At 60.4% G+C, this 26,105-nt stretch carries 24 protein-coding genes and 1 tRNA gene; 7 read left to right on the top strand and 18 right to left on the bottom strand.

Going from position 1 to position 26,105, the window contains the following annotated elements; translation table 11 throughout:
• The first annotated feature begins 18 nt into the window (after nt 1–18).
• On the top strand, nt 19–564 hold the full coding sequence (locus tag IPK09_09935) for a DJ-1/PfpI family protein (protein ID MBK7983934.1): 546 nt from the start codon (nt 19–21) through the stop codon (nt 562–564).
• A 59-nt stretch (nt 565–623) separates the two neighbouring features.
• Here IPK09_09935 and ubiB read toward each other — a convergent pair whose 3' ends face one another.
• The 7 genes from ubiB to rimO all read right to left on the bottom strand — a co-directional run bounded on the left by ubiB (nt 624) and on the right by rimO (nt 7,702).
• Nucleotides 624–2,297 (bottom strand): ubiquinone biosynthesis regulatory protein kinase UbiB, encoded by a 1,674-nt coding sequence (ubiB, locus tag IPK09_09940; protein ID MBK7983935.1) that lies wholly within the window; start codon nt 2,295–2,297, stop codon nt 624–626.
• 27 nt (nt 2,298–2,324) lie between these two features.
• A complete protein-coding gene (locus tag IPK09_09945; protein ID MBK7983936.1) occupies nt 2,325–2,936 on the bottom strand; it encodes an SCP2 sterol-binding domain-containing protein in 612 nt (203 codons plus the stop codon).
• A gap of 69 nt (nt 2,937–3,005) precedes the next feature.
• Nucleotides 3,006–3,755 carry a bifunctional demethylmenaquinone methyltransferase/2-methoxy-6-polyprenyl-1,4-benzoquinol methylase UbiE gene (ubiE, locus tag IPK09_09950; protein ID MBK7983937.1) on the bottom strand — a complete coding sequence of 250 codons (750 nt, stop codon included), beginning with the start codon at nt 3,753–3,755 and terminating at the stop codon, nt 3,006–3,008.
• Between the two features lie 27 nt (nt 3,756–3,782).
• Nucleotides 3,783–4,139 (bottom strand): DUF971 domain-containing protein, encoded by a 357-nt coding sequence (locus IPK09_09955; protein MBK7983938.1) that lies wholly within the window; start codon nt 4,137–4,139, stop codon nt 3,783–3,785.
• A gap of 9 nt (nt 4,140–4,148) precedes the next feature.
• Complete coding sequence (gene hslU, locus IPK09_09960; GenBank protein MBK7983939.1) at nt 4,149–5,483, bottom strand: ATP-dependent protease ATPase subunit HslU; 1,335 nt, start codon at nt 5,481–5,483, stop codon at nt 4,149–4,151.
• A gap of 66 nt (nt 5,484–5,549) precedes the next feature.
• A complete protein-coding gene (gene hslV / locus IPK09_09965) occupies nt 5,550–6,092 on the bottom strand; it encodes an ATP-dependent protease subunit HslV (GenBank protein MBK7983940.1) in 543 nt (180 codons plus the stop codon).
• Between the two features lie 293 nt (nt 6,093–6,385).
• Nucleotides 6,386–7,702: a 30S ribosomal protein S12 methylthiotransferase RimO gene (gene rimO, locus IPK09_09970; GenBank protein ID MBK7983941.1), complete on the bottom strand. Its 1,317-nt coding sequence runs from the start codon at nt 7,700–7,702 to the stop codon at nt 6,386–6,388.
• A 204-nt stretch (nt 7,703–7,906) separates the two neighbouring features.
• Here rimO and IPK09_09975 point away from each other — a divergent pair, with 204 nt between their 5' ends.
• Nucleotides 7,907–8,152, top strand: coding sequence for a type B 50S ribosomal protein L31 (locus tag IPK09_09975; GenBank protein ID MBK7983942.1), 246 nt, complete (start codon nt 7,907–7,909; stop codon nt 8,150–8,152).
• An 85-nt stretch (nt 8,153–8,237) separates the two neighbouring features.
• On the opposite strand, the gene IPK09_09980 is transcribed toward IPK09_09975, so the two are convergent.
• The 7 genes from IPK09_09980 to IPK09_10010 form a co-directional block, all read right to left on the bottom strand.
• The gene (locus IPK09_09980; GenBank protein ID MBK7983943.1) at nt 8,238–9,056 is read right to left on the bottom strand and encodes a trypsin-like peptidase domain-containing protein; all 819 of its coding nucleotides are present in this window, start codon (nt 9,054–9,056) and stop codon (nt 8,238–8,240) included.
• Nucleotides 9,057–9,075: 19 nt separating this feature from the next.
• Nucleotides 9,076–9,555 carry a transcription elongation factor GreA gene (gene greA / locus IPK09_09985; protein ID MBK7983944.1) on the bottom strand — a complete coding sequence of 160 codons (480 nt, stop codon included), beginning with the start codon at nt 9,553–9,555 and terminating at the stop codon, nt 9,076–9,078.
• Nucleotides 9,552–12,776, bottom strand: coding sequence for a carbamoyl-phosphate synthase large subunit (gene carB / locus IPK09_09990; protein MBK7983945.1), 3,225 nt, complete (start codon nt 12,774–12,776; stop codon nt 9,552–9,554). Before carB ends, greA begins: the two co-directional genes overlap by 4 nt.
• A 49-nt stretch (nt 12,777–12,825) precedes the next feature.
• Entirely contained in the window at nt 12,826–13,968 is a 1,143-nt protein-coding gene (carA, locus tag IPK09_09995) for a glutamine-hydrolyzing carbamoyl-phosphate synthase small subunit (protein MBK7983946.1), read from the bottom strand.
• Between the two features lie 155 nt (nt 13,969–14,123).
• Nucleotides 14,124–14,927, bottom strand: a complete 804-nt coding sequence (dapB, locus tag IPK09_10000; protein ID MBK7983947.1) for a 4-hydroxy-tetrahydrodipicolinate reductase — start codon at nt 14,925–14,927, stop codon at nt 14,124–14,126.
• A 131-nt stretch (nt 14,928–15,058) separates the two neighbouring features.
• A tRNA-Gly gene (locus IPK09_10005) sits at nt 15,059–15,132 on the bottom strand.
• 126 nt (nt 15,133–15,258) lie between these two features.
• Nucleotides 15,259–15,591 (bottom strand): H-NS histone family protein, encoded by a 333-nt coding sequence (locus IPK09_10010; GenBank protein MBK7983948.1) that lies wholly within the window; start codon nt 15,589–15,591, stop codon nt 15,259–15,261.
• A 232-nt stretch (nt 15,592–15,823) separates the two neighbouring features.
• Here IPK09_10010 and trmB point away from each other — a divergent pair, with 232 nt between their 5' ends.
• Together trmB and IPK09_10020 are read left to right on the top strand one after the other, a co-directional pair.
• The gene (gene trmB / locus IPK09_10015) at nt 15,824–16,537 is read left to right on the top strand and encodes a tRNA (guanosine(46)-N7)-methyltransferase TrmB (protein MBK7983949.1); all 714 of its coding nucleotides are present in this window, start codon (nt 15,824–15,826) and stop codon (nt 16,535–16,537) included.
• A gap of 328 nt (nt 16,538–16,865) precedes the next feature.
• Entirely contained in the window at nt 16,866–18,950 is a 2,085-nt protein-coding gene (locus tag IPK09_10020; protein MBK7983950.1) for a D-alanyl-D-alanine carboxypeptidase, read from the top strand.
• 103 nt (nt 18,951–19,053) lie between these two features.
• Here IPK09_10020 and IPK09_10025 read toward each other — a convergent pair whose 3' ends face one another.
• A complete protein-coding gene (locus IPK09_10025) occupies nt 19,054–20,340 on the bottom strand; it encodes a citrate synthase (protein ID MBK7983951.1) in 1,287 nt (428 codons plus the stop codon).
• A 384-nt stretch (nt 20,341–20,724) separates the two neighbouring features.
• On the opposite strand from IPK09_10025, the gene IPK09_10030 reads away from it, so the two are divergent.
• Together IPK09_10030 and IPK09_10035 are read left to right on the top strand one after the other, a co-directional pair.
• Nucleotides 20,725–21,075, top strand: a complete 351-nt coding sequence (locus IPK09_10030; protein MBK7983952.1) for a phasin family protein — start codon at nt 20,725–20,727, stop codon at nt 21,073–21,075.
• 110 nt (nt 21,076–21,185) lie between these two features.
• Entirely contained in the window at nt 21,186–21,950 is a 765-nt protein-coding gene (locus IPK09_10035; GenBank protein ID MBK7983953.1) for a class I SAM-dependent methyltransferase, read from the top strand.
• Between the two features lie 9 nt (nt 21,951–21,959).
• On the opposite strand, the gene IPK09_10040 is transcribed toward IPK09_10035, so the two are convergent.
• Nucleotides 21,960–23,009, bottom strand: a complete 1,050-nt coding sequence (locus IPK09_10040) for a transglycosylase SLT domain-containing protein (GenBank protein MBK7983954.1) — start codon at nt 23,007–23,009, stop codon at nt 21,960–21,962.
• Nucleotides 23,010–23,304: 295 nt separating this feature from the next.
• On the opposite strand from IPK09_10040, the gene IPK09_10045 reads away from it, so the two are divergent.
• The gene (locus tag IPK09_10045) at nt 23,305–25,347 is read left to right on the top strand and encodes an elongation factor G (GenBank protein ID MBK7983955.1); all 2,043 of its coding nucleotides are present in this window, start codon (nt 23,305–23,307) and stop codon (nt 25,345–25,347) included.
• A 53-nt stretch (nt 25,348–25,400) separates the two neighbouring features.
• Here the strand turns inward: IPK09_10045 and IPK09_10050 are convergent, their stop codons facing one another.
• On the bottom strand, nt 25,401–25,922 hold the full coding sequence (locus IPK09_10050; GenBank protein ID MBK7983956.1) for an O-acetyl-ADP-ribose deacetylase: 522 nt from the start codon (nt 25,920–25,922) through the stop codon (nt 25,401–25,403).
• Nucleotides 25,923–25,935: 13 nt separating this feature from the next.
• Nucleotides 25,936–26,100, bottom strand: a complete 165-nt coding sequence (locus tag IPK09_10055) for a rubredoxin (GenBank protein MBK7983957.1) — start codon at nt 26,098–26,100, stop codon at nt 25,936–25,938.
• Nucleotides 26,101–26,105 lie beyond the last annotated feature (5 nt).

Here is a 26,105-nt window from a genome sequence, read left to right on the forward strand (position 1 = left end):
GTTTACAGGAGAAAACGCATGGCTACCGTTCTCATCCCGCTCGCCCAAGGTTGCGAAGAACTGGAGGCCGTTACCCTCATTGACCTGCTGCGGCGCGCCGGCGTCACGGTGGTGGTGGCCGGTCTGGAGCAAGGTGCGGTGACCGCATCGCGCGGCGTGGTGTTGCTTCCCGAGGTGACTCTGGACGCGGTGCTGGACCGCGATTTCGATTTGGTGGTGCTGCCCGGCGGTCTGGGTGGCGCCCAGCGCCTGGAAGCCGACCAGCGCATCGCAACCCTACTGCGGCGGCAAGCCGAACAAGGCCGCTACATCGGCGCTATTTGCGCCGCGCCCAAGGTCCTGGCCAGCGCCGGGCTATTGAACTACCGGGAAGCCACGGCCTATCCTGGCATCCTCGACGGCCAGTCGGAAATTCGCTTGAGCAGCGCCGCCGTGGTGCGCGACGGCACCTTCCTCACCTCGCGCGGACCCGGCACGGCCATGGATTTCGCGCTGGTGCTGATCGAGCTTCTGTGCGGGCGCGGCACGCGCGACGAGGTCGAAGCCGCCTTGCAACGCTCTTGATCATTTCCTCCGAGCGATCGCCCTTGCGACACGGCCAGCGCCCCGCGCCGTCAGGGCGGTCAAGCCTGCTTTAGCCATGCCCCGACCAGCAGACCGACCCCGGCGCCGGCCGCCAACCAAGCCAGCAGCGGCATCTGCCAAAGGCCGATCGAGCGGGCGCTGTCCAAATCCAGCAGCACCGCCGCGCTGACGATCAACGCCGCTCCCACCACCGCATGGAAACTGCGTCGGTTGGCTAGCCGTATTTCCCGGCGCAGCTGCTCCATTTCCTGTTTCTGCAACCGCACGGCGATCTCGCCGGAATTGGCCTTTTGCAGCAAGCCATAGACTAAGTTTGGCAAATCCGGCGTCTGGTCGGCCCAGCGCGGGATGTAGTGCTTGATGCGCTTGATGACCGACCACGGGCCGACCCGTTCCCGCATCCAGCTTTCCAGAAACGGTTTGGCGGTTTTCCACAAATCCAGTTCGGGATCGAGCTGGCGGCCCAAGCCTTCGATATTGAGCAACGTCTTTTGCAGCAGCACCAATTGCGGCTGCACCTCCATGTTGAAACGGCGAGCGGTCTGAAACAAGGTCAACAAGAAACCGCCGAAGGAAATGTCCTTGAGCGGTCGGTCGAAGATCGGCTCCGACACGGTGCGAATGGCCGACTCGAATTCATCCACCCGAGTCTCCGCCGGCACCCAGCCCGACTCGATGTGCAGTTCCGCCACCCGGCGGTAGTCACGCTGAAAAAACGCCAGAAAATTATCGGCCAGATAATGCTGGTCGGTGGGGCTGAGCGTGCCGATGATGCCGAAATCCACGGCGATATAACGCGGGTCGGTCGGATCTTCGGCGTTGATGAAAATATTGCCCGGATGCATGTCGGCGTGGAAAAAGCTGTCGCGGAACACTTGGGTGAAGAAAATCACCACACCCCGTTCCGACAGTTTTTTCATATCCACGCCGCGCCGGTGCAATTCGGCGATATCGCCCACCGGAATCCCATAAATCCGCTCCATGACCAGCACGTTGCGGCGGGTTTCCGGCCAAAACACTTCCGGCACATACAGGATCGGCGAATTTTGAAAATTGTGCCGCAACTGGCTGGCGTTGGCGGCTTCGCGGACCAAATCCAGCTCGTCGAAAATGGTCTTCTCGTATTCCGCCACCACTTCGACCGGTCGCAACCGCCGACCCTCCTTCCAGTAGCGCTGCGCCAAACCAGCGATGAGGTAGAGGAGTTCCACATCGCGGCGGATAATTTTCTCGATCGCTGGCCGCAAGACCTTGACGACCGCATCGCGTCCGCCGCGCAGGCGGGCGGCATGGACCTGAGCGATGGACGCCGAGGCCAGCGGCTGAAACCCAAAGTCGTCGAACACCGTTTCCAGCGGCTGTCCGTAGGCCTTTTCGATGATGGCGCGGGCTTGTTCGCCGGGAAACGGCGGCACCTGATCTTGCAGCTTGGCCAGCTCCAGGGCGATGTCATCGGGCAACAAATCGCGGCGGGTGGATAGCATCTGACCGAACTTGACAAAGATCGGTCCCAGATCCTCCAACGCCAGCCGGATTCGGGCGCCGCGCGACAGCTCGGACTGCTGGCGGGGCAGCCAGTTCCAAGGCAGCAGATGGCGCAAAAAGCCGACCGGCCGGAACAGATGCGTGGCAAAGATAATCTCGTCCAGACCGTGACGTACCAGCACCCGGTTGATGTGCAGCAACCGCAACAGTTGAGCGGGGCCGAACATGCCGTCTTTACGCCTGGAACGGGGGCTTCAGGTCGGACCGACGCCAGCCAGATGCCGGCGCAAGCGCTCGACTCGCGCCGCCAGGCGGTCGGCATCCTCACGCAGCGTATCCACGGCACTCAGAAAACGCTCGACAGCATGAGGCGGGGGTAACGCACGCAATTCCTGCTGGAGATATTCAGCGCCATCTCGCGCCAACACATCGGACGTTCGCCGCTTCCAACCTTGCAAGCCGCGCCAGAAATTGCCTAATTGATGGGCGGTGATATCACCGACTCGGCGCGCGAGCTGCTCCTCCCAATCGACATCCAAACGCGCCAGCAACGCTCGCAACTGTGCCGCCACGGCCGTATCGCCTTCAATGACGAGATCTCGGGCCTCGCCCGAAACGCCGCGCCATTGCCGGAACAGCGCCAGCGGCGTGCCGCGAATCCACACCGAAGGCTCCTCTTCATGATGGTTCATCACCTGAATCCGGCCCGCGTCAGCCCGCAGGTAGCAGCACTGACCCAAACCCACCCATTCGACAGCGATGACTTTGCCCTCCAAGCGTGCCAGCCGTGGCAAGCTGTCGGGATCGAGGCGTAAATAGTGGTTCAGCGCGGCTTCCAAACGGGTGGTGACAATAGCGGGCGTCACAAAAAATCCTCAAAATAACAATAAGATATTCAAAATCGCCCCGCAAAGGAGGCTATAAGACGCTCGAAATCAGAATTTGTAGCCGCGATGCGCCGCCACGATGCCGCCGCTCAGATTGAAATACTGGCAGCGCTCGAACCCCGCTGCCTCCATCATGCCCAACAACGTCTGCTGGTCCGGGTGCATCCGGATGGATTCGGCCAGATAGCGGTAGCTGGCGGCGTCGTTGGCCACCCACTTGCCTAGCACCGGCAAGACCGAGAAGGAGTATAGGTCATAAGCGGGCTTCAAGCCGGGCGCGACCGGATGGGAAAATTCCAGAATCACCACCCGCCCGCCCGGTTTGAGCGCGGCGTGCATGGCGGCTAAGGCGCGCTCCTTGTAGGTGACGTTGCGCAAGCCGAACGCGATGGTGATGCAATCGAAGCTGTTGGCGGGAAACGGCAGCGTCTCGGCGTCGGCCCGCACGTAGGCGACATTGCCGACCACACCCTCATCGACCAGCCGCCGTCGGCCTTCGGCCAGCATGTTGGCGTTGATATCCGATAGCACGACCCACCCTTTCGCTCCGACCAGCGGCAACAGCCGGCTGCTCAGATCGCCGGTGCCGCCGGCCAGATCCAGCACCCGTTCCCCGGCCCGCACCCCGCACAACCGCACGGCAAAACGTTTCCACAAGCGATGCACGCCCAACGACATCAAATCGTTCATCAGGTCGTACTTGCCGGCGACCGAATCGAAGACGCCGGCCACCTTGCGGGCCTTTTCGTCAGGGGCCACCGTCTGGTAGCCGAAATGCGTGGTCTCAGGCGGTTCCATGCTGTCGGACATCTCGGTTGTGGGAACTCAGACTTGACGTTGGTAGCCGGCTTCGGCCAGCCGACGCAGATAATCTTGCCAGTTGCTTTCCTGCTCGGCGCCTAATTCGTGCAGCACGTTCCAGGAATACAAGCCGGAGGCATGGCCGTCATCGAACACCAACTTCACGGCGTAATGGCCCACCGGTTCGATGGCGTTGATGTTGACCTTTTCCTTGCCGGTGACCAGCGTCGCCGTACCTGGCCCGTGGCCCCGCACTTCGGCGGAGGGGGAAAATACCCGCAGATACTCGCAGGGCAACTCAAAGCGAGTGCCATCCTCAAAAGCGACTTCCAGCACGCGGGAGGCTTGGTGCAATTTGATTTCGGTCGGACGAACGCTCATGGTCGATCCTTACAAGATATAACGGGTCAGGTCTTCATCTTTGACCAGCTCGCCCAGATGCGCGTCCACATAGGCGCGATCCACGGTCACGGTCTGACCGGCGCGGTCGGGCGCTTCGAAGGAAATCACTTCCAGCAGACGCTCCATGACGGTATGCAAGCGCCGCGCGCCGATATTCTCAGTGCGCTCGTTGACCTGGCAAGCAATTTCGGCGAGGCGCCGCACCCCGTCGGCCGCAAACTCCAGTTTGACCTCCTCGGTTTCCAGCAGCGCGGCGTACTGTTCGGTCAGCGATGCGTCGGGTTCGGTCAAGATGCGCACGAAATCCTCGGTGCTCAAGGCGCTTAGCTCGACCCGGATCGGCAGGCGGCCCTGTAATTCAGGAATCAGATCGGACGGCTTGGCCAGATGGAACGCGCCGGAGGCGATGAACAGAATATGATCGCTGCGCACCATGCCGTACTTGGTCGAAATGGTGCAGCCTTCGACCAACGGTAACAGATCGCGCTGCACGCCCTCGCGCGACACGTCGGGACCGCCGTATTCGCCGCGCTTGGCCACCTTGTCGATTTCATCGATGAATACGATGCCGTTCTGCTCGACCGCCGCCAGGGCCTTAAGTTTGAGTTCTTCCTCGTTGACCATCTTGGCCGCTTCCTCTTCCTGAAGCAGCTTCAAGGCGTCCTTGACCTTGAGCTTGCGGCTGCGGGTCCGGTTGCTGCTCAGATTCTGAAACAGGCTCTGCAACTGGTTGGTCATCTCCTCCATGCCGGGCGGCGCCATGATCTCCACGCCCATCGGCCGCACCGACACTTCAATTTCGATCTCCCGGTCGTCCAAATCGCCCTTGAGCAAACGCTCGCGCATCTTCTGGCGGGTGACCGAGTGATCGGGCGCGGGTGGTTCGTTGGCGAAACCGACGCCGCGTGGGCGCGGCAACAGCGCATCCAGCACCCGCTCGAAGGCGGCTTCCTCGGCCCGGTGCCGCAGCTTTTGCATTTCCTCTTCGCGCACCATCTTTACCGCGCCGTCCATCAGGTCGCGGATGATGGACTCGACATCCCGGCCGACATAACCGACTTCGGTGAATTTGGTCGCCTCGACCTTGATGAACGGGGCATTGGCCAGCTTGGCCAGCCGCCGGGCGATCTCGGTCTTGCCGACGCCGGTCGGGCCGATCATCAGGATGTTCTTGGGGGTGATTTCGTTGCGCAGATCGGGATTCACCCGCATCCGCCGCCAGCGGTTGCGTAGGGCGATGGCCACCGCGCGCTTGGCGGCATCCTGGCCGATGATGTGCTTGTCCAATTCCTGGGCGATTTCTCGAGGGGTCATCTCCGACATGATGCAGCTACCGTCTTGGGAAAAAGCGAAAACAGGACGGCGGACGCATCCGTCGCGAAGATCGGATCACGCGCCCGCCAATTCTTCAAAGGTTAGATTCTCGTTGGTGTATATGCAGATGCCGGCGGCGATTTTCAAGGCCTGCTCGACGATGGTGCGCGCGTCGAGTTCGGTATGTTCCAGCAACGCCTGAGCGGCGGCCTGCGCGTAGCTGCCGCCGGAACCGATCGCCGCCAGCTCGCGCTCCGGTTCGATGACATCGCCGTTACCGGACAGAATGAGAGTCGTACCGAGATCGGCGACGATCAACAACGCTTCCAAGCGGCGCAAGATGCGGTCGGTGCGCCAGTCTTTCGCCATTTCCACGGCGGCGCGGGTCAGGTTGCCACCGTGCTTTTCCAGCTTGCCTTCAAAACGCTCGAACAGAGTGAATGCATCGGCGGTGCCGCCCGCGAAACCGGCGATCACCTTGTTCTGGTACAAACGCCGGACTTTGCGGGCGTTGCCTTTCATCACGGTATTGCCCAGCGTCACCTGACCGTCGCCGCCGATCACGACCCGACCGTTACGGCGCACGGCCAATACCGTGGTGCCATGCATGGATTCCATAAGAGGTGCCTCGTAACTATTGCGCGGGATTGTACACGATACCGCGTCCGGGATTCCCGGCCGGCTCCTTGGGGAGCCCTCTTTCAAAAAGAAGCCCCGGTTACAAGGGGGAATGGAACCGGGGCGAATAAGTGGTCCGGTCTTGCTGACCGGACTAGCCCGCTCAGGGAGGGAAGCGGACAGGCGTAAGGGCTTACGCTTATCCTCTAAGATGGGGACGACTTCAAAAAGTTCAATGGGCCTCAGCGCGCTCGTCGGTCAGTGTCCCGCAGTCCGGTAACGGCCTCCTGTCGTCAGAGCAGTTCCGCGTACAAATCGTGTTGGTCGGTAGCCACGATCCGCACGTCGACAAATTCGCCGACCGCAAGAGCCCCGCCGCCCTCGATAGCGACCACGCCGTCGATCTCTGGCGCATCGGCGGCGGAGCGGGCGATAGCCGACCCCTCGGCATCGATGCCATCCACCAGCACCGTGACCGTCCGGCCGATCCTGCGGCGCAGGCGCTCGGTGCTGATGCTCGCTTGTAGTTCCATCAGGCGCGCCTGCCGTTCCTGCTTGATCTCATCAGGAACGGGAGCGGCCAATTGGTTGGCGGCGGCGCCCGCCACCGGCGAGTAGGTGAAACAGCCCACCCGATCCAGTTCGGCCTCGGCCAGAAAAGCTAACAAGCGTTCGAAATCCGCCGCCGTCTCGCCCGGAAAGCCGACGATGAAGGTGCTGCGCAAGGTCAGATCGGGACAGCGCTCCCGCCAGCGGCGAATCCGTTCCAGCGTGTTGCCGGTATTGGCCGGCCGCTTCATGGCTTTCAAGATAGGCGGGCTGGCGTGCTGGAGCGGCACGTCCAGATAAGGCAACAGCTTGCCCTCCGCCATCAACGGGATCAATTCATCGACATGGGGATACGGGTAGACGTAATGCAACCGCACCCACACGCCGAGCTCGCCGAGCGCCGCCGCCAGCGGCGTCAAGTGGGTCTTGAGCGGCCGGCCGTTCCAGAAACCGGTTCGATAGCGCATATCTACCCCATAGGCGCTGGTATCCTGAGAAACGATCAGCAATTCCTTGACGCCGGCCCGCGCCAGGGTTTCCGCCTCCCGCAACACGTCGCCGACCGGTCGGCTGACCAAATCGCCGCGCAGCTGTGGAATGATGCAGAAGCTACAGCGATGGTTGCAACCTTCGGAAATCTTGAGATAGGCATAGTGGCGCGGCGTCAGCTTGATCCCCTGCGGCGGCAGCAAATCCAGGAAGGGATCATGCGGTCGGGGCAGGTGGCTGTGAATCGCCGCCAACACTTCCTGGCAGGCGTGCGGCCCGGTGACCGCCAGCACGCTGGGGTGCAGATCGCGCACCACGCTGCCTTTGGCGCCCAAACAGCCGGTCACGATCACCTTGCCGTTCTCGGCCAGCGCCTCGCCGATGGCATCCAGCGATTCAGCCACCGCCGCGTCGATAAAACCGCAGGTGTTGACCACCACCAAATCCGCCGCCGCGTAAGTCGGCGCCACTCCGTAACCCTCGGCCCGCAATTGGGTGATGATTTGCTCGGAGTCCACCAACGCCTTCGGACAACCGAGGCTGACAAAACCGATCTTGGGTTCCTGATTCATCAACCCTTACCCACCTTGCCCATTGCAAAAAATCCACTGCCGGACCCCGAAACGACAGGCCCGAACCCATTGAAACGTTGCTTGCGAGCCAGCCCGGAAAATCGGTATATTACGTGGTTTAGCAGCTTACCAGATATCATCCCGCGCGCGGCAAGCGGCGCGTCACGGGCAGGCAAACAGTAGCATTGGGAAGGTTCGGCAGCCATGAAGAAAGGCATTCATCCCGAGTATCGCGAAGTCGTGTTTCAAGACATTTCGACCGATTTCGCTTTTCTGACGCGGTCCACCATCAGCACCCGAGACAAAATCAAGTGGACGGACGGTAAGGAGTATCCCCTGGTCAAGGTGGAAGTCTCCAGCCACTCCCACCCCTTCTATACCGGCAAGCAGAAAATCGTCGATACCGCAGGCCGCGTGGATCGCTTCCGTCGCAAATACGGCCTGCGCTGATTGCCGCTTCCTACTCTCACTCGACTTTCCAGCTTTCAAAGCACCGCGCGGATCGTCGGCTTGGCATGACCGCGACGAGCGCCTGCTATTTGGCTTGCACTCCGGCTCGCTTGAGGAGTTCTTGGGCGTGACGAATCGGAATGGCATACGTGATGCCGCTCGGCTTATCCAAGGCGGCTTCCTTGCTTTGCTGGACAAAGACCTTATTGACAACGCCAACGACCCGACCGGTGCCCGGTTCATAAAGCGGGCTGCCACTGTTGCCGGGATAAGCCGTGGCGTCGAGCTGTAAAACCTTATAAGGCTCCTGCCGCAAGCGCTTGAGGGTAGGACCGTCCAATTGCGCCGCTTCCGCCGCCGGTATCGCAATCGGACTGATAGCGGCCACGATTCCGGTATGCGTCACCGGAAACAGGCCGAGCACGACGCCGAGCGGAAAACCGGTCAAAGCGACCTCATCACCCTCGCGTAATGGCTTTGACTCGCCCAGGCGTAACGGCGGCAGCGGAGCGCCCTCGAATTTCAGCAGCGCGAGGTCGTGAACGGGGTCAATGGCGACCTTGATCGCCGATCGCGACTCGATCTGCTTGTCGCGACCGATGAAAACGGCCAGCGTTTCCTTACCTTGCGGGTCGAGCAAATCCGGCAAGCCGTGCGCGTTGGTGATGACGTGACCCCCTTGGCCGACCACGAAGCCGGTCGCCAGAAACTGCGCCGAAGGTTGGCGGGCGGGCTGCACCGTGCCAACCGCCACAACGCTGGATTTGATCTTCGTCAGGGTGTCGGCCAGACTGGCCGTTCGCACCGCTATTGCCGGCAGGAGCAGGAGCATCCACAGCAACGACCCTGCCAAGAATGCTCGCCGCAAGCGCCAACCGCCAACAAACCGCTTTATGCTCGACATAAATCATTGAAAATATTTATTATAGATATTGTACGCCGACAATCTCGTAACTTTTGAGGCCGCCGGGGGTTTTAACGTCAACCACATCGCCGACCTGTTTGCCGATCAGCGCGCGGGCGATGGGCGAGCCGAAAGAAATCTTGCCGTCCTTGATGTCGGCTTCATCCTCCCCGACGATCTGATAGCGGCTTTCTTCCCCGCTGTCCTCATCGTTCAGCACCACAGTCGAGCCGAACACCACTTTATCCGATGGCGCCAAGGTGGTGACGTCGATGATCTGGGCGTTGGCCAGCTTGGCTTCGATGTCGGCAATGCGGCCTTCCGTGAAACTCTGCTGCTCGCGGGCGGCGTGATATTCGGCGTTTTCCTTCAAATCGCCGTGGCTGCGCGCTTCAGCGATAGCGGCGGTGATCCGCGGTCGCGCCACGGCTTTCAGCTCATGCAGTTCCGCGCGCAATCGGGCGGCTCCGGAGGCGGTCATCGGTACTCTAGTCGTCATGCGTGCAATTCCCGGTGCAAATCCTGAAGGCAGCTTACGCTTTCGTTATCGATCTCGCGTAGGGCCTGACAGGTCGCGCGCGCGGCGGCGATGGTGGTGGTATAACTGATCTTGCGCATCAACGCTTCGCGGCGAATGGAAAAAGAATCAGCGATGGCCTGTTTGCCCTCGGTGGTATTGACGATCAGCTGAACCTGCTCGTTCTTGATCATATCCACGATGTGTGGCCGCCCCTCGGCTACTTTCTGGACGGTCTCACAGCGCAGGCCGCCCGCCCGCAAGGCAGCGGCCGTACCCTTGGTGGCGACCAAGGCAAAACCGAGGCGTTCCAACTCACGGGCCACCTCCACCACCTTCGCCTTGTCGGCATCGCGCACGCTGATGAAGGCGCGCCCGCCGCGCGGCAACTGGTCGCCCGCGCCGAGTTGCGCTTTGGCGAAGGCCTCGCCGAAGCTGCGCCCCACGCCCATGACCTCGCCGGTGGATTTCATTTCCGGTCCCAGCAAGGGATCGACGCCGGGAAATTTGACGAAGGGGAACACCGCTTCCTTCACGGAATAATAGGCGGGAATCACCTCGCCTGATACCTGTTGCTCGGCCAGGCTTTTACCGACCATGCAGCGAGCGGCGATCTTGGCCAGCGGTCGGCCGGTGGCTTTGGACACGTAAGGCACGGTGCGGGAGGCGCGCGGATTGACTTCCAGGACGTAAATATCCTCGCCCTGAATGGCGAACTGGGTGTTCATCAAGCCGATCACGCCCAATTCCAGCGCCATCGCTCGCACTTGTTCGCGTAACCGGTCCTGCACGGCGGGGCTTAATGAAAAGGGCGGCAACGAACAGGCGGAATCGCCGGAATGCACGCCGGCCTCCTCGATGTGCTCCATGATGCCGCCGATGACCACCTCGCGGCCGTCGCTGAGGGCGTCGACATCCACCTCGACCGCATCGTTGAGAAAGCGATCCAACAATACCGGCGAGTCGTTGGAAACCTGCACTGCTTCCCGCATATAGCGCAGCAAATCTTCTTCGGCGTGAACGATTTCCATGGCGCGACCGCCCAGCACGTAGGACGGCCGCACCACGAGCGGATAACCGATTTCCCGCGCCAGCCGCACCGCTTCCTCCGGTTGGCGGGCGGTCCGGTTGGGCGGCTGGCGCAAGCCGAGCCGGTCGATCATCTGCTGGAAACGCTCCCGGTCCTCGGCGCGGTCGATGGCGTCCGGGCTGGTGCCGACGATCGGCACGCCTTCGGCTTCCAGCGGCCGGGCCAGCTTCAGCGGCGTCTGGCCACCGTACTGCACGATCACCCCCTGGGGCCGCTCCTTGCGCACGATCTCCAGGACGTCCTCTAGCGTCAGCGGCTCGAAATACAGCCGGTCGGAGGTATCGAAATCGGTGGACACCGTCTCCGGGTTGCAGTTGATCATGATGGTTTCAAAACCGTCCTCGCGCAGCGCCAGGGCGGCGTGCACGCAACAGTAATCGAATTCGATGCCCTGACCGATGCGGTTGGGTCCGCCGCCCAACACCATGATCTTGGCCCGCTCGGTCGGCTCGGCCTCGCATTCTTCCTCGTAGGTCGAATACAAGTAGGCGGTGCCGGTGGCGAATTCGGCGGCGCAGGAATCGACCCGTTTGTAGACCGGATGCACGTCCAACTCATCGCGCAGCCGCCGTACCGCAGTCTCGTTGCCGCCGGTCAGCGTCGCCAACCGGCTGTCGGAAAAGCCTTTGCGCTTGAGAAAATAGAGCCGTTCTCGATCCCGCAAGGCGGTCGAGCCCTGGGAGCGAACCTCGCCGGCAACCCGCACCAGTTCCTCGATCTGGGCCAGAAACCAGGGATCGATCCAGGTCAGCTCGTATAAGGCAGCGACCGAATAACCCAGTCGGAAGGCTTCAGCGACGAACCAGATGCGGCGCGGACCTGGCACCCCCAGTTCCTGTTTGAGCAGCGTATGGGGGTCAGGATGGCTGGCGTCAAGCACTTCGTTGAAACCGTCAGCGCCGATTTCCAGGCCGCGCAACGCCTTGTGAATCGATTCCTGAAAGGTGCGACCGATCGCCATGACCTCACCCACCGATTTCATCTGGGTGGTCAAGCGCGGATCGGCCTGCGGGAATTTCTCGAAGTTGAAGCGCGGCACCTTGGTCACCACGTAGTCGATGCTCGGCTCGAACGAGGCCGGGGTGCGCCCGCCGGTGATCTCGTTTTTCAACTCATCAAGGGTATAACCGACCGCCAGCTTGGCCGCCACCTTGGCGATGGGAAAGCCGGTGGCCTTGGAGGCCAGCGCCGAGGAGCGGGACACGCGCGGATTCATCTCGATGATCACCATGCGCCCGTCGGCGGGATTGATGGCAAACTGGACGTTGGAGCCGCCGGTATCGACCCCGATCTTGCGCAGCACCGCCAAGGAGGCGTCGCGCATGATCTGATATTCCTTGTCGGTGAGGGTCTGGGCGGGGGCGACGGTGATGGAATCGCCGGTGTGCACGCCCATCGGGTCGAGATTCTCGATGGAGCAGACGATGATGCAGTTGTCGGCCCGGTCCCGCACCACCTCCATCTCAAATTCCTTCCAACCCAGCACCGATTCCTCCAGCAGGATTTCGCTCACCGGCGACAAGTCGAGACCGCGCTCCACGATCTCCACTAGTTCTTCGCGGTTGTAAGCGATACCGCCGCCGCTGCCACCCAGGGTAAACGAGGGCCGGATGATGGTCGGAAAGCCGATTTCGCCCTGCCGACTCAGCGCTTCTTCCAGAGTGTGAGCGATGACCGAGCGCGGCGTTTGCAGGCCGATCTCGTGCATTGCCTTGCGAAACCGGTCCCGATCCTCGGCCATGTCGATGGCGTCGGGCGAAGCGCCGATCATCTCGACCCCGTATTGCGCCAGCACTCCGTGGCGCGCCAAATCCAGCGCGCAGTTCAGCGCGGTCTGGCCGCCCATGGTCGGCAACAGCGCTTCGGGACGCTCGCGCGCGATGATCCGGGCCACCGTGCGCCAGTGGATCGGCTCGATGTAGACCGCACCGGCCATGTTGGGGTCGGTCATGATGGTGGCGGGGTTGGAATTGACCAGAACCACCCGATAGCCTTCCTCCCGCAAGGCCTTGCAGGCTTGCGCGCCGGAATAGTCGAACTCGCAGGCTTGGCCGATCACGATGGGACCGGCGCCGATGATCAGAATACTGTGTAAATCGGTGCGCTTGGGCATGATGTGTCCTGAAGGCAAAAACCACGAGCGGCGGGCGAAGCGAACGACCTCAAGACCGCGCGGCGGCCCGCGCGTCCAGCAACGCGATGAAATGATCGAACAAGGGTTTCACGTCGTGCGGGCCGGGACTGGCCTCGGGATGCCCCTGAAAGCCGAACGCCGGTCGGTCGGTGCGGGCGATGCCTTGCAGCGAGCCGTCGAACAAGGATCGGTGGGTGGGGCGCAGATTCGCCGGCAAGGTCGCTTCGTCCACTGCGAAACCGTGGTTCTGGCTGCTGATCATGACCTGCCCGCTGTCCAGATCCTGCACCGGATGGTTGCCGCCGTGGTGGCCGAATTTCATCTTTACGGTGCGCGCCCCGCTGGCCAGCCCCAGCAACTGATGGCCGAGACAGATGCCGAAAATCGGGATCGCCTGGTCCAACAGCTCGCGGATTGCGGCGATGGCGTAATCGCAGGGTTCGGGATCGCCGGGGCCGTTGGAAAGGAACACGCCGTCAGGATTCAGCTTCAAAACCTCGCGCGCCGGCGTTTGGGCCGGAACCACGGTGAGCCGGCAGCCGCGCCGCGCCAGCTCGCGCAAGATGTTGCGTTTGATGCCATAGTCGTAGACGACGACGTGATAGCGTTCTTCGCGCGTTATCGGGAAGCCATCCGTCGCCAAACGCCAAACGCCTTCATTCCAGTGGTAAGGCTCGCCCGCGCTGACCACTTGCGCCAAATCCATCCCTTTCAGGCCGGAAAACGCGCGAGCCTGTCGCAATGCGTGTTCGCCATCGAGCGCGTCACCGGCCATGATGCAGCCGTTTTGCGCGCCTTTTTCCCGCAATAACCGGGTCAGCCGGCGAGTATCGATACCGGCCAGCGCAATCACTCCCCGCTCGCGCAGATATTGATCCAAGGGTTGCCGGCTGCGCCAGTTGCTCGCCAGCGGCGGACAATCCCGCACCACCAAGCCGCTGGCATGAATGCGGGCCGCCTCCTCATCGCCCGGATTGCTGCCGACGTTGCCAATGTGCGGATAGGTCAGCGTCACGATCTGCCGACAATAAGAAGGATCGGTCAGGATTTCCTGATAACCGGTGATCGAGGTATTGAAAACGACTTCACCCTGGGCGTGACCATCGGCACCGATGGACTCGCCCCGGAACAGACTACCGTCTTCCAGAGCCAGAAGCGCGGGTTTCCTCAAGGGAGCCTCCAAAACAGACGCGCACAAGAAAGGAGCGGTGGCAATCCGCTCCTTCGACGCAATGCAAAAGGATGGGTCTAACGAGGTTCCGAGTCTACCAAATCGCGCCGTGCCGCTCTAGCCATGTAGAGACGCTCACCGCGCGGCCAAGCATCTCAACGCAAGCCGAGCACATCCTGCATGTCGAACAGGCCGGGTTCGCGGCCGGCGAGCCAGGCGGCGGCCCGCACCGCGCCCTTGGCGAAGGTCATCCGACTGGAGGCGCGATGGGTGATTTCGATGCGCTCGCCCACATCGGCGAACAGCACGGTGTGTTCGCCGACGATATCGCCAGCGCGCACCGTCGCAAAACCGATGGTGGAACGCGCCCGCTCGCCAGTGACCCCTTCCCGCGCATAAACCGCGCACTGCTCCAGATCTCGACCGAGCGCTTTGGCTACAACTTGACCCATCGCCAGCGCGGTGCCCGAGGGCGCATCGACCTTGTGGCGGTGATGGGCTTCGACGATCTCGATATCCACGCCATCATCCAATACCCGCGCCGCCAGTTCCAGTAATTTGAAACAGAGATTGACCCCGACGCTCATATTCGGCGCGAAAACGATGGGAATGCGCTCGGCGGCGGCGGCGATCTCGGCTTTCTGGTCGGCGGAAAAACCGGTCGTGCCGATCGCCATAGCCTTGCCGGCTGTCTTGCAGAATGCAAGATGGGCCAGCGTCGCCGGCGGTCGGGTAAAATCGATCAAGACATCAAAGCGATCAACCAGCGATGCCAGCTCCGGGGTGATCGCCACGTTCAAACGACCGATTCCCGCGACTTCTCCGGCATCCGCTCCGATGAAGGGGCTGTTCGTCTGCTCTGAGGCGGCCGCGCAGCAAACACCTTCCGCTTGCGCGCAGGCATCGACTAGAATGCGGCCCATGCGCCCGGCGGCGCCGGCGATCGCGACACGAATCATACCGGATACTCTCCCAGGGAATCGCCAGAGGGCCTCGCCCGTTCAGGTCGAGCGAACCCCCCAGCCATTCCGACGCAAAATTCGGAACGCCCAATAAAGAAAGGGCCACGCCGCGACGTAACCCTGGAGATTGGAGCGGGTGATGGGAATCGAACCCACGCCATCAGCTTGGGAAGCTGAGGTTCTACCATTGAACTACACCCGCAATAGGGTTCCGTCCACATTAATCCAACCCACTCATTACAGAGTGGCGGGAGCGGTATCCTAACGATAAAATAGGCCTGTGGCAAGGTTGCCACAGCAAAGCATGGTCAGAAAATCCAGAAAAACGCTATTCAGGGATGCGGAACGTTTCTTGATTTGCCCCATTCTCAAGCGCTTGTTTGAGCCAGCCCGGTTTTTTGCCATGGCCCGTCCAGGTTTGTTGGGGATCGGCGGGGTTACGGTACTTGGGCTTGCCGGTGGATTTCCGCTTGCGGCCGGCATATTGCAAGATTTCTTCCGGCTGCATCCCAAGCTGGTTAGCTTTGGCCAGCCATTCGTTACGGATCGCCTCTATTTCATCAATCTTCTTGTACTTAATCTCCTCTTCAGCTCTCCTGATCAGAGACTGAAGATCTTCGATGGAAGAGGATTTAATGATATCTTCGATAGAATTGCTCATGATTTTACTTTTGCCGTTGTTAATGTGTGTAGTTTGCAATGTGCGTGAATGCTTTCACCAGACTATTGTAGGGCATTTGTTTTTGCGTTCGCAATTGCTTCGCGCATCTTTCGACTCGATAAATTCGCCACCTATCGTAAAACGATCCCTGATAATAGCAATAGCCACACCGCACAGTACCCTTAACCCTACTGAAAAACACGCCTACTTTTAATTAAATTAAATATAAATCATGATTTTATATAATAATCTCAAGACCGCCGACCATCCGCTGCACCGCATCAAAAGCTTTGTGCGGCGCGAGGGGCGCATTACCAGCGCCCAACAACGAGCCTTTCACCAATTATGGGAGCGTTTCGGTATAGAGATTTCTTTATCCCCTATCGAGCCGGCGAAACTGTTTGGCCGCCACGCCTCACTGGTATTGGAAATCGGTTTTGGTGATGGCGAATCCTTAGCCACTACCTGCGCCGCCAATCCCGAGATGGATTTCCTCGGGATAGAAGTGTATCGTCCGGGGGCCGGACACTTGTTGCTGCGCGCCGCCGAACTGGAATTGCGCAATCTAAAAGTTATTTGTTTCGACGCCGTGGAAATACTGGAGCGATATTTGCCGGAGTCTTGTTTGGACCGCGTCCAAATTTTCTTTCCTGACCCCTGGCCCAAACTCCGCCATCACAAGCGCCGCCTTATCCAGCCGGCGTTCGCTTCCTTATTGGCTGGTAAGCTCAAAGCCGCTGGAATGCTGCATATCGCCACTGACTGCGAAAGCTACGCGCGCGCCGCCTTGAAAATCCTGACGGCCGTCCCTGAATTGAAAAACATGGCAGCCGATAGTGAATTTATCCCGAATCCGCCTTATCGACTTTCAACGAAATTCGAACAGCGTGCTAAAAGCTTGGGACATCCTGTGTGGGAAATACTGTTTGCAAAGTCCAGCCAATGATCAAAAAATGATCGCTCGGCGGCAAAGAATAGCGTGGGCTTGCCAAGCTCTTTTAAATACGGCTGCCGGCACCCGGCTATTTGCCGCTCCCTGTCGGCGCTCGACAGGCGTGCGGGCGGCCATTAGCACGACAAACGGTCAACGCAAACTTTTTTCTATAAAGAACGCTGGCCGATTAGCAAGTTTTTGTCCAAAATTAATGACTATCGCATCAAGCAAGTAGAATGGCCGGGTTTTTATCTCTAGTAAAGCGGGATAAGCAAGCCCGAATTTCAGTCGGCGACGAGGTTAAGCAGATGTTTTTGGAATTTTTTTTGGAAAAGCCCGCATGTGGGAGCCGCGCTCCTGGATACTGGGCGCAGCCTTGGGATTGCTGGCGATGGACTCCGTACTGGCCCAGGAAGGCTGGGGCACGTTTGGAGGGCCTGAGGTCGCCGCCCGAGCCGTCGTGCTGATGAATGCCAACACGGGCGAAATCCTGTTCGCCAAAGAGCCTCATCTGCGCTTGCCGCCCGCCAGCACCACCAAGGTACTGACCGCGCTGGTCGCCATGGAGCATCTCGACCCGAATGCTCGGGTGCAGGCCAGCGCGCAAGCCGCCAGCACCGTGCCTAGCCGCATTGGCTTGCACGCCGGCGAGATGGCCTCGACCCATGATTTGCTGTACGGCTTGATGCTGAAGTCGGGTAATGACGCCGCCGAAACCCTGGCTGAAGCCGCCGGTGGTTCAGTTTATGGCTTTGCCAGCTTGATGAACAGCAAGGCTTGGAGCCTCGGCGCGCGCAATAGCCACTTCATGAACCCGCATGGCCTGCCCGACGAGGATCATTATTCTACAGCCTATGATTTGGCGCTGATTTTCCGCCACGCCATGAATTATCCGATGTTTACCGACATCGTTCGCACCCGTAGCGCGGTGTTGCGCATCGATTCCGGGCAAGGCCCTTACAACGATTCGCGGCTGGTGCCGGTGATGAATCACAACCGGTTGCTGGCCACTTACGAAGGCGCGCGCGGCGGTAAGACCGGTTTTACGCTCAAGGCGCGCCGTTGTTTCGTCGGCGAAGTCGATCGCGGCGGTGTCCGCCTGATCGTTTCGCTGTTGGGCAGTCCCAGCAGTGGAACCTTGTGGCAGGATGCCCATACCTTGCTCGACTACGGATTTGCCCGCTACGGCCTGGCGCCCCCCGCTCCGGTGCAGCCCGTGACCGAGCCGCAGCCCATCATGGTCCGTCGCACGCCCGTCATCACGCCTGACGCGGAACGCTTGGCCATGCTACAACCGGAGCTTGAGGAAGATGAGCCTGAACCGTTGATGGGACGAACCCTATCAGCAGCAGCCCCGACATCTAATCGCACCTGGGCGGCCCCCACCGCAATGGCTAATCGCGCCACAAGCCGACGCGCGCCGGTCCCATCTTCGAATTCAGCCTTGCTGACCAGAAGCCAAGCGACGTCCGAAGAGGATGAGCTAGAGCCTATCAAGCCCAAACCCGCTCTCGTTGCCGCTGCCACCACGCCGCCTCCCAAACCAACGGCCAAGGCCCAAGCAGCGGCCGAGGAGGATGAGCTGGGGCCGATCAAGGCCCGGCCCACCGTCGCCGCGACTGCCACCTCCGCTCCACCGCCTAAGCCTACGCCCAAGGCGCAAGCGGCGGCTGAGGACGATGAACTGGAGCCGATCAAGGTCCGGCCCGCGCTCGCCGCTGCCACGCCTCCACCTCCAAAACGCGAGGTTATGGCTCAATCGACGGCTAAAGAGGATGAAGCGGAGCTGAGCTCATTGCGACGCCCGCCGGCCACGACCAACGCTCCGAACTCAGAGCGCATCGCCATGATTCGATGGTCGGCTGAGGACGATAAACCGGAACCCACCAAGCTCCAACGTGAGCCTGTCGCCACCACACCGATTCTCGACCGCCCGGCCATCATGCGTCAGGCATCGACCGAAGACGACCACGCTCCCAGTCGCACCAAACTGAAAGCCCGGCTAGCCTCATCGAAAGCGGCGGCTCCCGGTAAACCAGCCTCCAATCCCAGCAAGCTTGCCGCCGGCAAGCCAGCCAGCCCCATCAAACCGGCCGTTTCCAGCAGTCCAGCCAGCCCCATCAAACTGGCGGCGGCTCCAGGTAGGGCGATAGGCTCGACCAAACCGATCATCGCGACCGGCAAAGAAAAAGGCCCTGCCGACAGCCGCTCCTCCACCTTAAAGGCTCCGCTGGCAGCTGGCAAAACCAAAGCCAACGGGGCGGGAACCCCCGCCCTCAAGGACAGCAAAACGGCCGCGCCCAATAAACCGGTGGCTCCCATCCTCGTAAAATCGGATAAACGCGCGGCAGCCCCCAAGGTCATTGCGCGAGTCGAACCGACCAGCCCCAAGCTTCCGCAAAAAGGCGTCAAGCGGCGGATCTAATCTTTATTCAGCCGATCCTGCTCACACTTTGAAAAAAAGGGCGATTCCGTTGAATCGCCCTTTTCATCGCACTCCCACCGGCCAACCAGAGTCTCGCCCTTCCTTAGGCACGCTCGCGCAACAGCGGCACATCACGCCGGGTTTCACCGACATAAAGCTGGCGCGGGCGACCGATTTTCTGGTCTTTTTCAGTGATCATCTCGATCCAGTGGCTGATCCAGCCAGCGGCCCGCGCGATGGCGAACATCACGGTATACATCTCGACCGGAATCTTCAGCGCGCTGTAGATGATGCCTGAGTAAAAATCCACGTTGGGATACAGCTTGCGCTCGATGAAATACGGATCGCTCAGGGCGATTTCTTCCAAGCGCATGGCCAAATCGAGGCGTGGATCGTGCCCGAAGCTTGCCAGCACTTCATGGCAGATGTCCTTGATGATTCGCGCGCGCGGATCGAAATTCTTGTAAACACGGTGACCGAAGCCCATCAGGCGCACGCCGCTGTTCTTGTCCTTGACCTTAGCGATGAAGCCGTCGATATTCGATACTTGACCGATTTCATCCAACATGCGAATCACCGCCTCGTTGGCGCCGCCGTGCGCTGGACCCCACAGGCAGGCGATGCCCGCGGCGATCGCCGCATAAGGATTGGTGCCGGAAGAACCGGCCAACCGGACTGTCGAGGTGGAGGCATTCTGCTCGTGATCGGCATGTAGGGTGAACAGCACATCCAGAGCCCGCTCCGCGACCGGGTTTATCTCGTAACGCTTGCCGGGCAAGCTAAACATCATGTACAGCAAATTACCGGTGTAGCTCAGATCGTCGCGCGGATAAATCGAAGGATCGCCGATACTGTGTTTGTAGCAGGCGGCGGCGATGGTCGGCATCTTGGCGATCAGCCGGCGGGCGGTCACCATCCGGTCTTCATAATCCTGAATGTCGAGCCGGTCGTGAAAGAACGCAGACAGCGAACTAACCACGGCCGTCATCATCGCCATGGGATGGGCGTCATAGTTGAAACCGTGAAAAAAGCGGCGAAGATTTTCACGGATGCGGTTATGGCGGGTGATGCTGGTCTCGAAAACCTGTTTTTTTTCAGCGCTGGGCAAATCCCCGTAGAGCAGCAAATAACAGACTTCCAGAAAATTGCATTTCTCGGCCAGTTGCTCGATGGGATAACCGCGATATAGCAGCTCGCCCTTGTCGCCATCCAGGTAAGTAATGGTGCTCTGACAGCTGGCCGTCGACATGAAGCCGGGATCGTAGGTGAAATAACCGAACTCTTTAGCCAGCCGGCCGATATCGACCACGGGAGAGCCATAAATCGGTTCCAAAACCGGCATTTGCACCGTTTTTCCAGTGACTTCATCTTTAAAGGTGATCGTTGTCATAGTTAGTACCTCAAAGGTCGGCCGGTGAATCAGGGCGAGCCAGCAGCGCGCTAGCGAGATTTTGGTCGAACGAGCCCGCTCCAACAGCTGTTAAGCGCTCTAAACCATTTTTTCAATATGGGGAATTAGGATTTTAACAGAAGCTATTGCACTGCAAAATATTCTTGGAACAGGCCACATTTTGCCGGCCGGTCACCCAGCGCATCAGGGTCGCAGGCAACCGCCCTCAAGGCACCGGGGGTAGCCTCACCGCCACGGCGCTGTTGAAGGGGAGGATCGGCCGGATACCTCGCCTCCTGGATGAGCCGCAGTGACGGACCATGAATGTTGCGATGCAGCAATCATTGCTGTATATTGCATTGCAGCAATTTCAAGGGGAGCACCGTGATCGCAACGCTACTTAAACTACTGGAAGTTTCTCGAATCCTGGCGGAACCCTTGGTCAGACTTAATCGAGCGGCAGCGACAAATACCGAAAAACTGGTGGTTTTTCAGATGAGCGCCTTAAACTCCTATCTGAAGATCAGCCTCAACCAGTTGAAAGCCGCCGCCGAAATCACCGATATCGCCAGCTTGCAGGATTTTTGCCAGCGCCAAACGGGGATCGCCGAAACCGTCCGGCAAAAGCTGTTGAGCGACACCAGAGCCATCTCGGGCATCGCTAGCTGGTTTGCGGCCGAAATGGATGATCTCGCAATAACCGTGCTAGATGACCTACTACCCAAGGCCGCCTGACCTCAAGACCTCAATGCCGATCCTCCACCGTTGCGGGTCCTTGGGTAATCAACACCGTTGAGCGCGAGTTGCACCAACCCATCTCCGTCGGGGTTTTCGCCGAATCTCCCTTGCTCGAACACCCCTCCGCCATCTTAGCCACCGAGCTGGGGCTACCGCTGGCCAGCGCCGCCAACGATACCGCCGGCTGTACGCACGGTCTTTGTTTGACTCTTGATCGGCTGGAGCTACGAGAGCTGACACGCGGCGGTTCCGGGCCCATCTATGCCGATTTCGTTCTGGGGCAAGCCGCCCACCGGCGCCGCTTCGGCGGCGGGCGCGGCCAGCCGCTGGCCAGGGCGGTCGGACTCAAGGCTAACACCGTCCCCACTGTCATCGACGCCACGGCCGGCCTGGGGCGCGATGCCTTTGTCTTGGCCAGTCTGGGTTGCACCGTCTATTTGCTGGAGCGGTCGCCGATCATTGCGGCGTTGTTGCGCGATGGGCTAGCGCGCGCCGCGCGCGATCAGGAGATCGGGCCTTGGGTTCGGCAACGGCTGCATCTGATCGGAGCGGATAGCCGGGATTACTTACCGAAGCTTTCGGCGGAACAGCGCCCTGACGTGGTTTATTTGGACCCGATGTATCCGCATCGCCAGAAAACGGCGCTGGTCAAAAAGGAGATGCGCTTGCTGCGGGCGCTGGTCGGTGACGACCAAGACGCTTCCAGCCTGCTGGCTACCGCGCTGGCCTGCGCCCGCCGGCGGGTCGTGGTAAAAAGACCCCGTTGGGCTCCAACCCTGTCAGGTCCGACGCCGGATTTTCAAACCAGCGCGCCAAACACCCGCTTCGACATCTACCTCACCAAGCCCTCGTCAGGAAACGCGCGGGTTTGACAAAGCTTTTTACCGTACTGCTTGAGGTAAAGCCTCTCTGGGGGCTGCTACTGGGCCAGAAAGCGGATTTGGAAGCACTACCGCAGCACCACCAAACTGTCTGACCACGGAGTTTTGGCCGCTATTTCCCGTCGAATCGACCCAGCGGGATGCCCACAGCGGCGGGCTTACCGGCAGCGCGGAAGCCGCAAACGGAACCCGTGTCAACGATGCGGGTCGGGCCACGGGCGCTACCGGCGGATGCGACAGTTGGCCGTAGGCGCGGGTGATCTTCTCGACATAGGCGCGTGTTTCGGCATAGGGGGGAACTCCGCCGTAACGCACCACCGCCCCTTCTCCCGCGTTATAGCCGGCCAGCGTCAGACGGACATCGCCGCGAAAATAAGCCAACAACCACCGTAAATAGGCCATGCCGCCGTGCAGGTTTTGCACCGGGTCATAGGGGTCCTGCACGCCGAAGCGCTGGGCGGTTTTGGGGATCAATTGCATCAAACCCTGGGCCTCCTTGTCCGAACGCGCTTGCGCGTTGAAGCCGGATTCCGCCTCGATCACCGCCAGTACCAAGGACGGTTGCAAGCCATAATTCGGCGCCAGGCGCGTCACCATCGCCTCGACCTGCGCCCGTTTCGGCGACGGGGGGCCGCGTCGGACGGCGGCGAGCTGCAAGGGCGGTGGCGGCCGGCGGGTCGGATCGACCGGTTCAGCGCAGATTGCTCGCTTGGTTTTGGCCAGACCTCCTAACCGCGCCAGCATCCGTTGCGCCGGAGCATCGCCCTTCGACGCCGCCAGCCGAAACCAAGCGGCTGCTTGCGCATCATCGCGGGTCACGCCGCGGCCGTTGGCGAACATCCAGCCCAGTTGATATTGCGCGGGCGCGTGGCCGCGCCGCGCCGCCGCGCAGTAGAGTTGCATCGCGCGGCCGTAATCCTGGGCGACGCCTTCGCCGTGCTCGTAGCGCGCCGCCCATTCGGTCTGAGCCATCGGCGCTCCCTTGATCAGTCTGAGCCAATCCGGGCCTGAAGCGGCGCTATGTACGGCAGTGCCGTAGAGGCCCGCCATGCCAACCACAAGAAAATAATGTAACTTCATCAAGTCCCTCATCCGGCAGACGTGATTCATAGTTTTACCCATGCTAAGCGCTTTTTGTCTGAAATTCCATCCATAACTCTTAGCAAAAGTCTTGCCAGCCCGCCTTCGCGCCGGCGCGCGTTTTAAGCTATAAATCGCGATCATTGCAAAAAAATGATGAGGTCCGCTGAGAAACCTCGACCGTTCCTGTAGACTTTTTACTTCACTATTAAGACCCAAGCACCTTATTCGCTATTGCCTGAACCCGATCCGACAGGAGGCCATGATGGTCAGCTACACCACCGAGTCCATCCGCAACATTGCTCTAGCCGGGCATGGCGCGGCTGGAAAAACCACGCTGGTGGAATCCATTTTGCACCACGCCGGCAAACTCCCCGCTCCCGGCGCTGTTGAGAAGGGGAATACGGTCTGCGATTTCGACCCCCAAGAAAAAGCGCACCAACACTCGCTGGACTCGGCGCTGGTCAATCTGGACTATCACGATGCCCACATCAATCTGATCGATACGCCCGGCTTTCCGGATTTTCTCGGTCAAGCCATCGCCGTATTGCCGGCGGTCGAAACGGTGGCCGTGGTCATCAACGCTCAAACCGGTATCGAATCCGTCACGCAACGGATCATGGAACGCGCCGGCGAGCGCGGGCAGTGCCGGATGATCGTCGTCAACAAAATCGATGCCGAAAACCTCAATCTAGCCGGGTTGGTGAGCCAGATTCAAGACAGCTTCGGCAAGGAATGCCTGCCGATCAACCTGCCGGCCAAGGGTGGCGCCGAAGTGGTCGATTGCTTCTTCAACCCCGTCGGCGACAGCGATTTTTCCAGCGTGGCCAACGCTCATTCCGCTCTCATCGATCAAGTGGTGGAAATGGATGAGGAATTGATGGCGCTCTATCTGGATCAGGGCGAGGATCTCCAGCCCAACCAGCTGCACGCGCCCTTTGAAAAAGCCTTGCGCGAAGGTCACCTCATTCCGATTTGTTTCGTTTCGGCGCGCACCGGGGCGGGTGTGAAAGAGCTATTGGACGTGTTCGTCAAGCTATTGCCCAACCCGACCGAGGGCACTCCCGAACCGTTCTTGAAAGGCGAGGGAAAAACGCAGCAGGTCTATCCCGCGCCCGACCCGCAACAGCATGTGATCGCGCATGTCTTCAAAGTGGTCATCGACCCGTTCATCGGCAAACTGGGCATCTTCCGAATCTATCAAGGTACGCTCAACAAGGACAACCAGTTGTATATCGGCGACGGCCGCAAGCCGTTCAAGGTCAGCCACCTGTTTCACTTGCACGGCAAGGAACACCCGGAAGTCATGGCCGGCATACCGGGCGATATTTGCGCCGTGGCCAAGGTAGACGACATCCATCGCAGCGTGGTGTTGCACGATTCCCACGACGACGATCAAATCCACCCACAGCCACTGCGTTTTCCGACGCCGCTGTTCGGTCTGGCCATCCGCGCCGCCACCCGCGGCGACGAGCAAAAACTATCGGATACCGTGCACAAGCTGCTGGAAGAAGATCCTTGTCTGGCGCTGGAGCACAACGCCCATACCAAGGAAACCGTCCTACGGGGCTTGAGCGACCTGCATCTGCGCATCACCCTGGAAAAGATGCAGCAACGCTACAACTTGCAAGTCGAAACCAAGCCGCCCAAGATCGCCTATAAGGAAACCGTGAGCCAGAACGCCGAAGGCCATCACCGCCACAAGAAACAAACGGGCGGAGCTGGCCAGTTTGGCGAGGTGTACATGCGCATCGAGCCGCTGCCGCGCGATGCCGGCTTCGAGTTCGTCAGCGCCGTCGTGGGCGGCACCATCCCCACCTCGTTCTTGCCCGCCGTGGAGAAAGGCGTGCGCGAAGCCTTGCAGGAAGGCGCCATTGCCGGCTATCCGATGCAGGACGTACGCGCCATCGCCTACGATGGCAAGTACCATCCGGTCGACTCCAAGGAAATCGCCTTCATCACCGCCGGACGCGAGGCGTTCCTGGATGCGGTCAGCAAAGCCAAACCGCTGGTGCTGGAACCCATCGTCAACCTGCAAGTGCGCACTCCGGCCGACAGCGTCGGCGCGATCACCGGCGATTTGTCCAGCCGGCGCGGCCGCATCGCCGGCACCGACGCCGGCCCGCGCGGCATGAGCATCATCAACGCCCAAGTACCGTTGGCCGAGCTGGAAGGTTACGAGTCGCAATTGAAATCCATGACCGGCGGCCACGGTTCGTACAACATCGAACTCAGCCATTACGATCCGGTGCCGGGCGACATCCAGCAAAAGCTGCAAGCCGCCCACAAGAAACAGCAGGAAAACTGATCGTTCGGGCGCGGGCCGGTTCATCCCGGCTTGCGCCTTGCAAGATCGCTCGATCACACTTCCCGCAGCGCCTGCTGGTAAGCCTCCCGCACCTCCGCGCCAAAACACACCAGATAGACCGTCTCAAGTTGCTCGTTGCCGGCCAGGAACTTGCGGACTTCCCGCAGCGCGATCCGCGCCGCCGCCGCGAGCGGATAGCCGTACACGCCGCAACTGATGGCGGGAAACGCGAGGGTGCGCACGCCGTTTTCCATGGCGAGTTCAAGGCTGTTGCGATAGCAAGACGCCAGCAATTCCGGTTCGCCTCGGTCCCCGCCCCCCCAGATCGGACCGACCGTGTGAATGACGTAACGCGCCGGCAAGCGGTAACCGCGCGTGATCTTGGCCTGACCGGTCTCACAACCTTGCAGGGCCCGGCACTCGGCCAGCAGTTCCGGGCCGGCGGCGCGATGGATGGCTCCATCCACACCGCCGCCACCCAGCAACGAACGGTTGGCGGCGTTGACGATGGCATCCACTCGCAACTGGGTAATGTCGTCCGAAACCAGCTTGATTCGCTCAGCGTCCGCCGTCATGTCGGTGCTCCGGTTAAATCTCGACCATCTCGAAATCATCCTTGGTCGCGCCGCATTCCGGGCAGGTCCACGTCAGCGGCACTTCGTCCCAAGAGGTCCCCGGCGGAATGCCATCCTCGGGCCAACCTTTCTCCTCATCATAAATAAATCCACAAATCAAACACATATATTTCTTCATATCAT

Source organism: Candidatus Competibacteraceae bacterium (genome assembly GCA_016713505.1).
Classification (GTDB): Bacteria; Pseudomonadota; Gammaproteobacteria; order Competibacterales; family Competibacteraceae; genus Competibacter_A.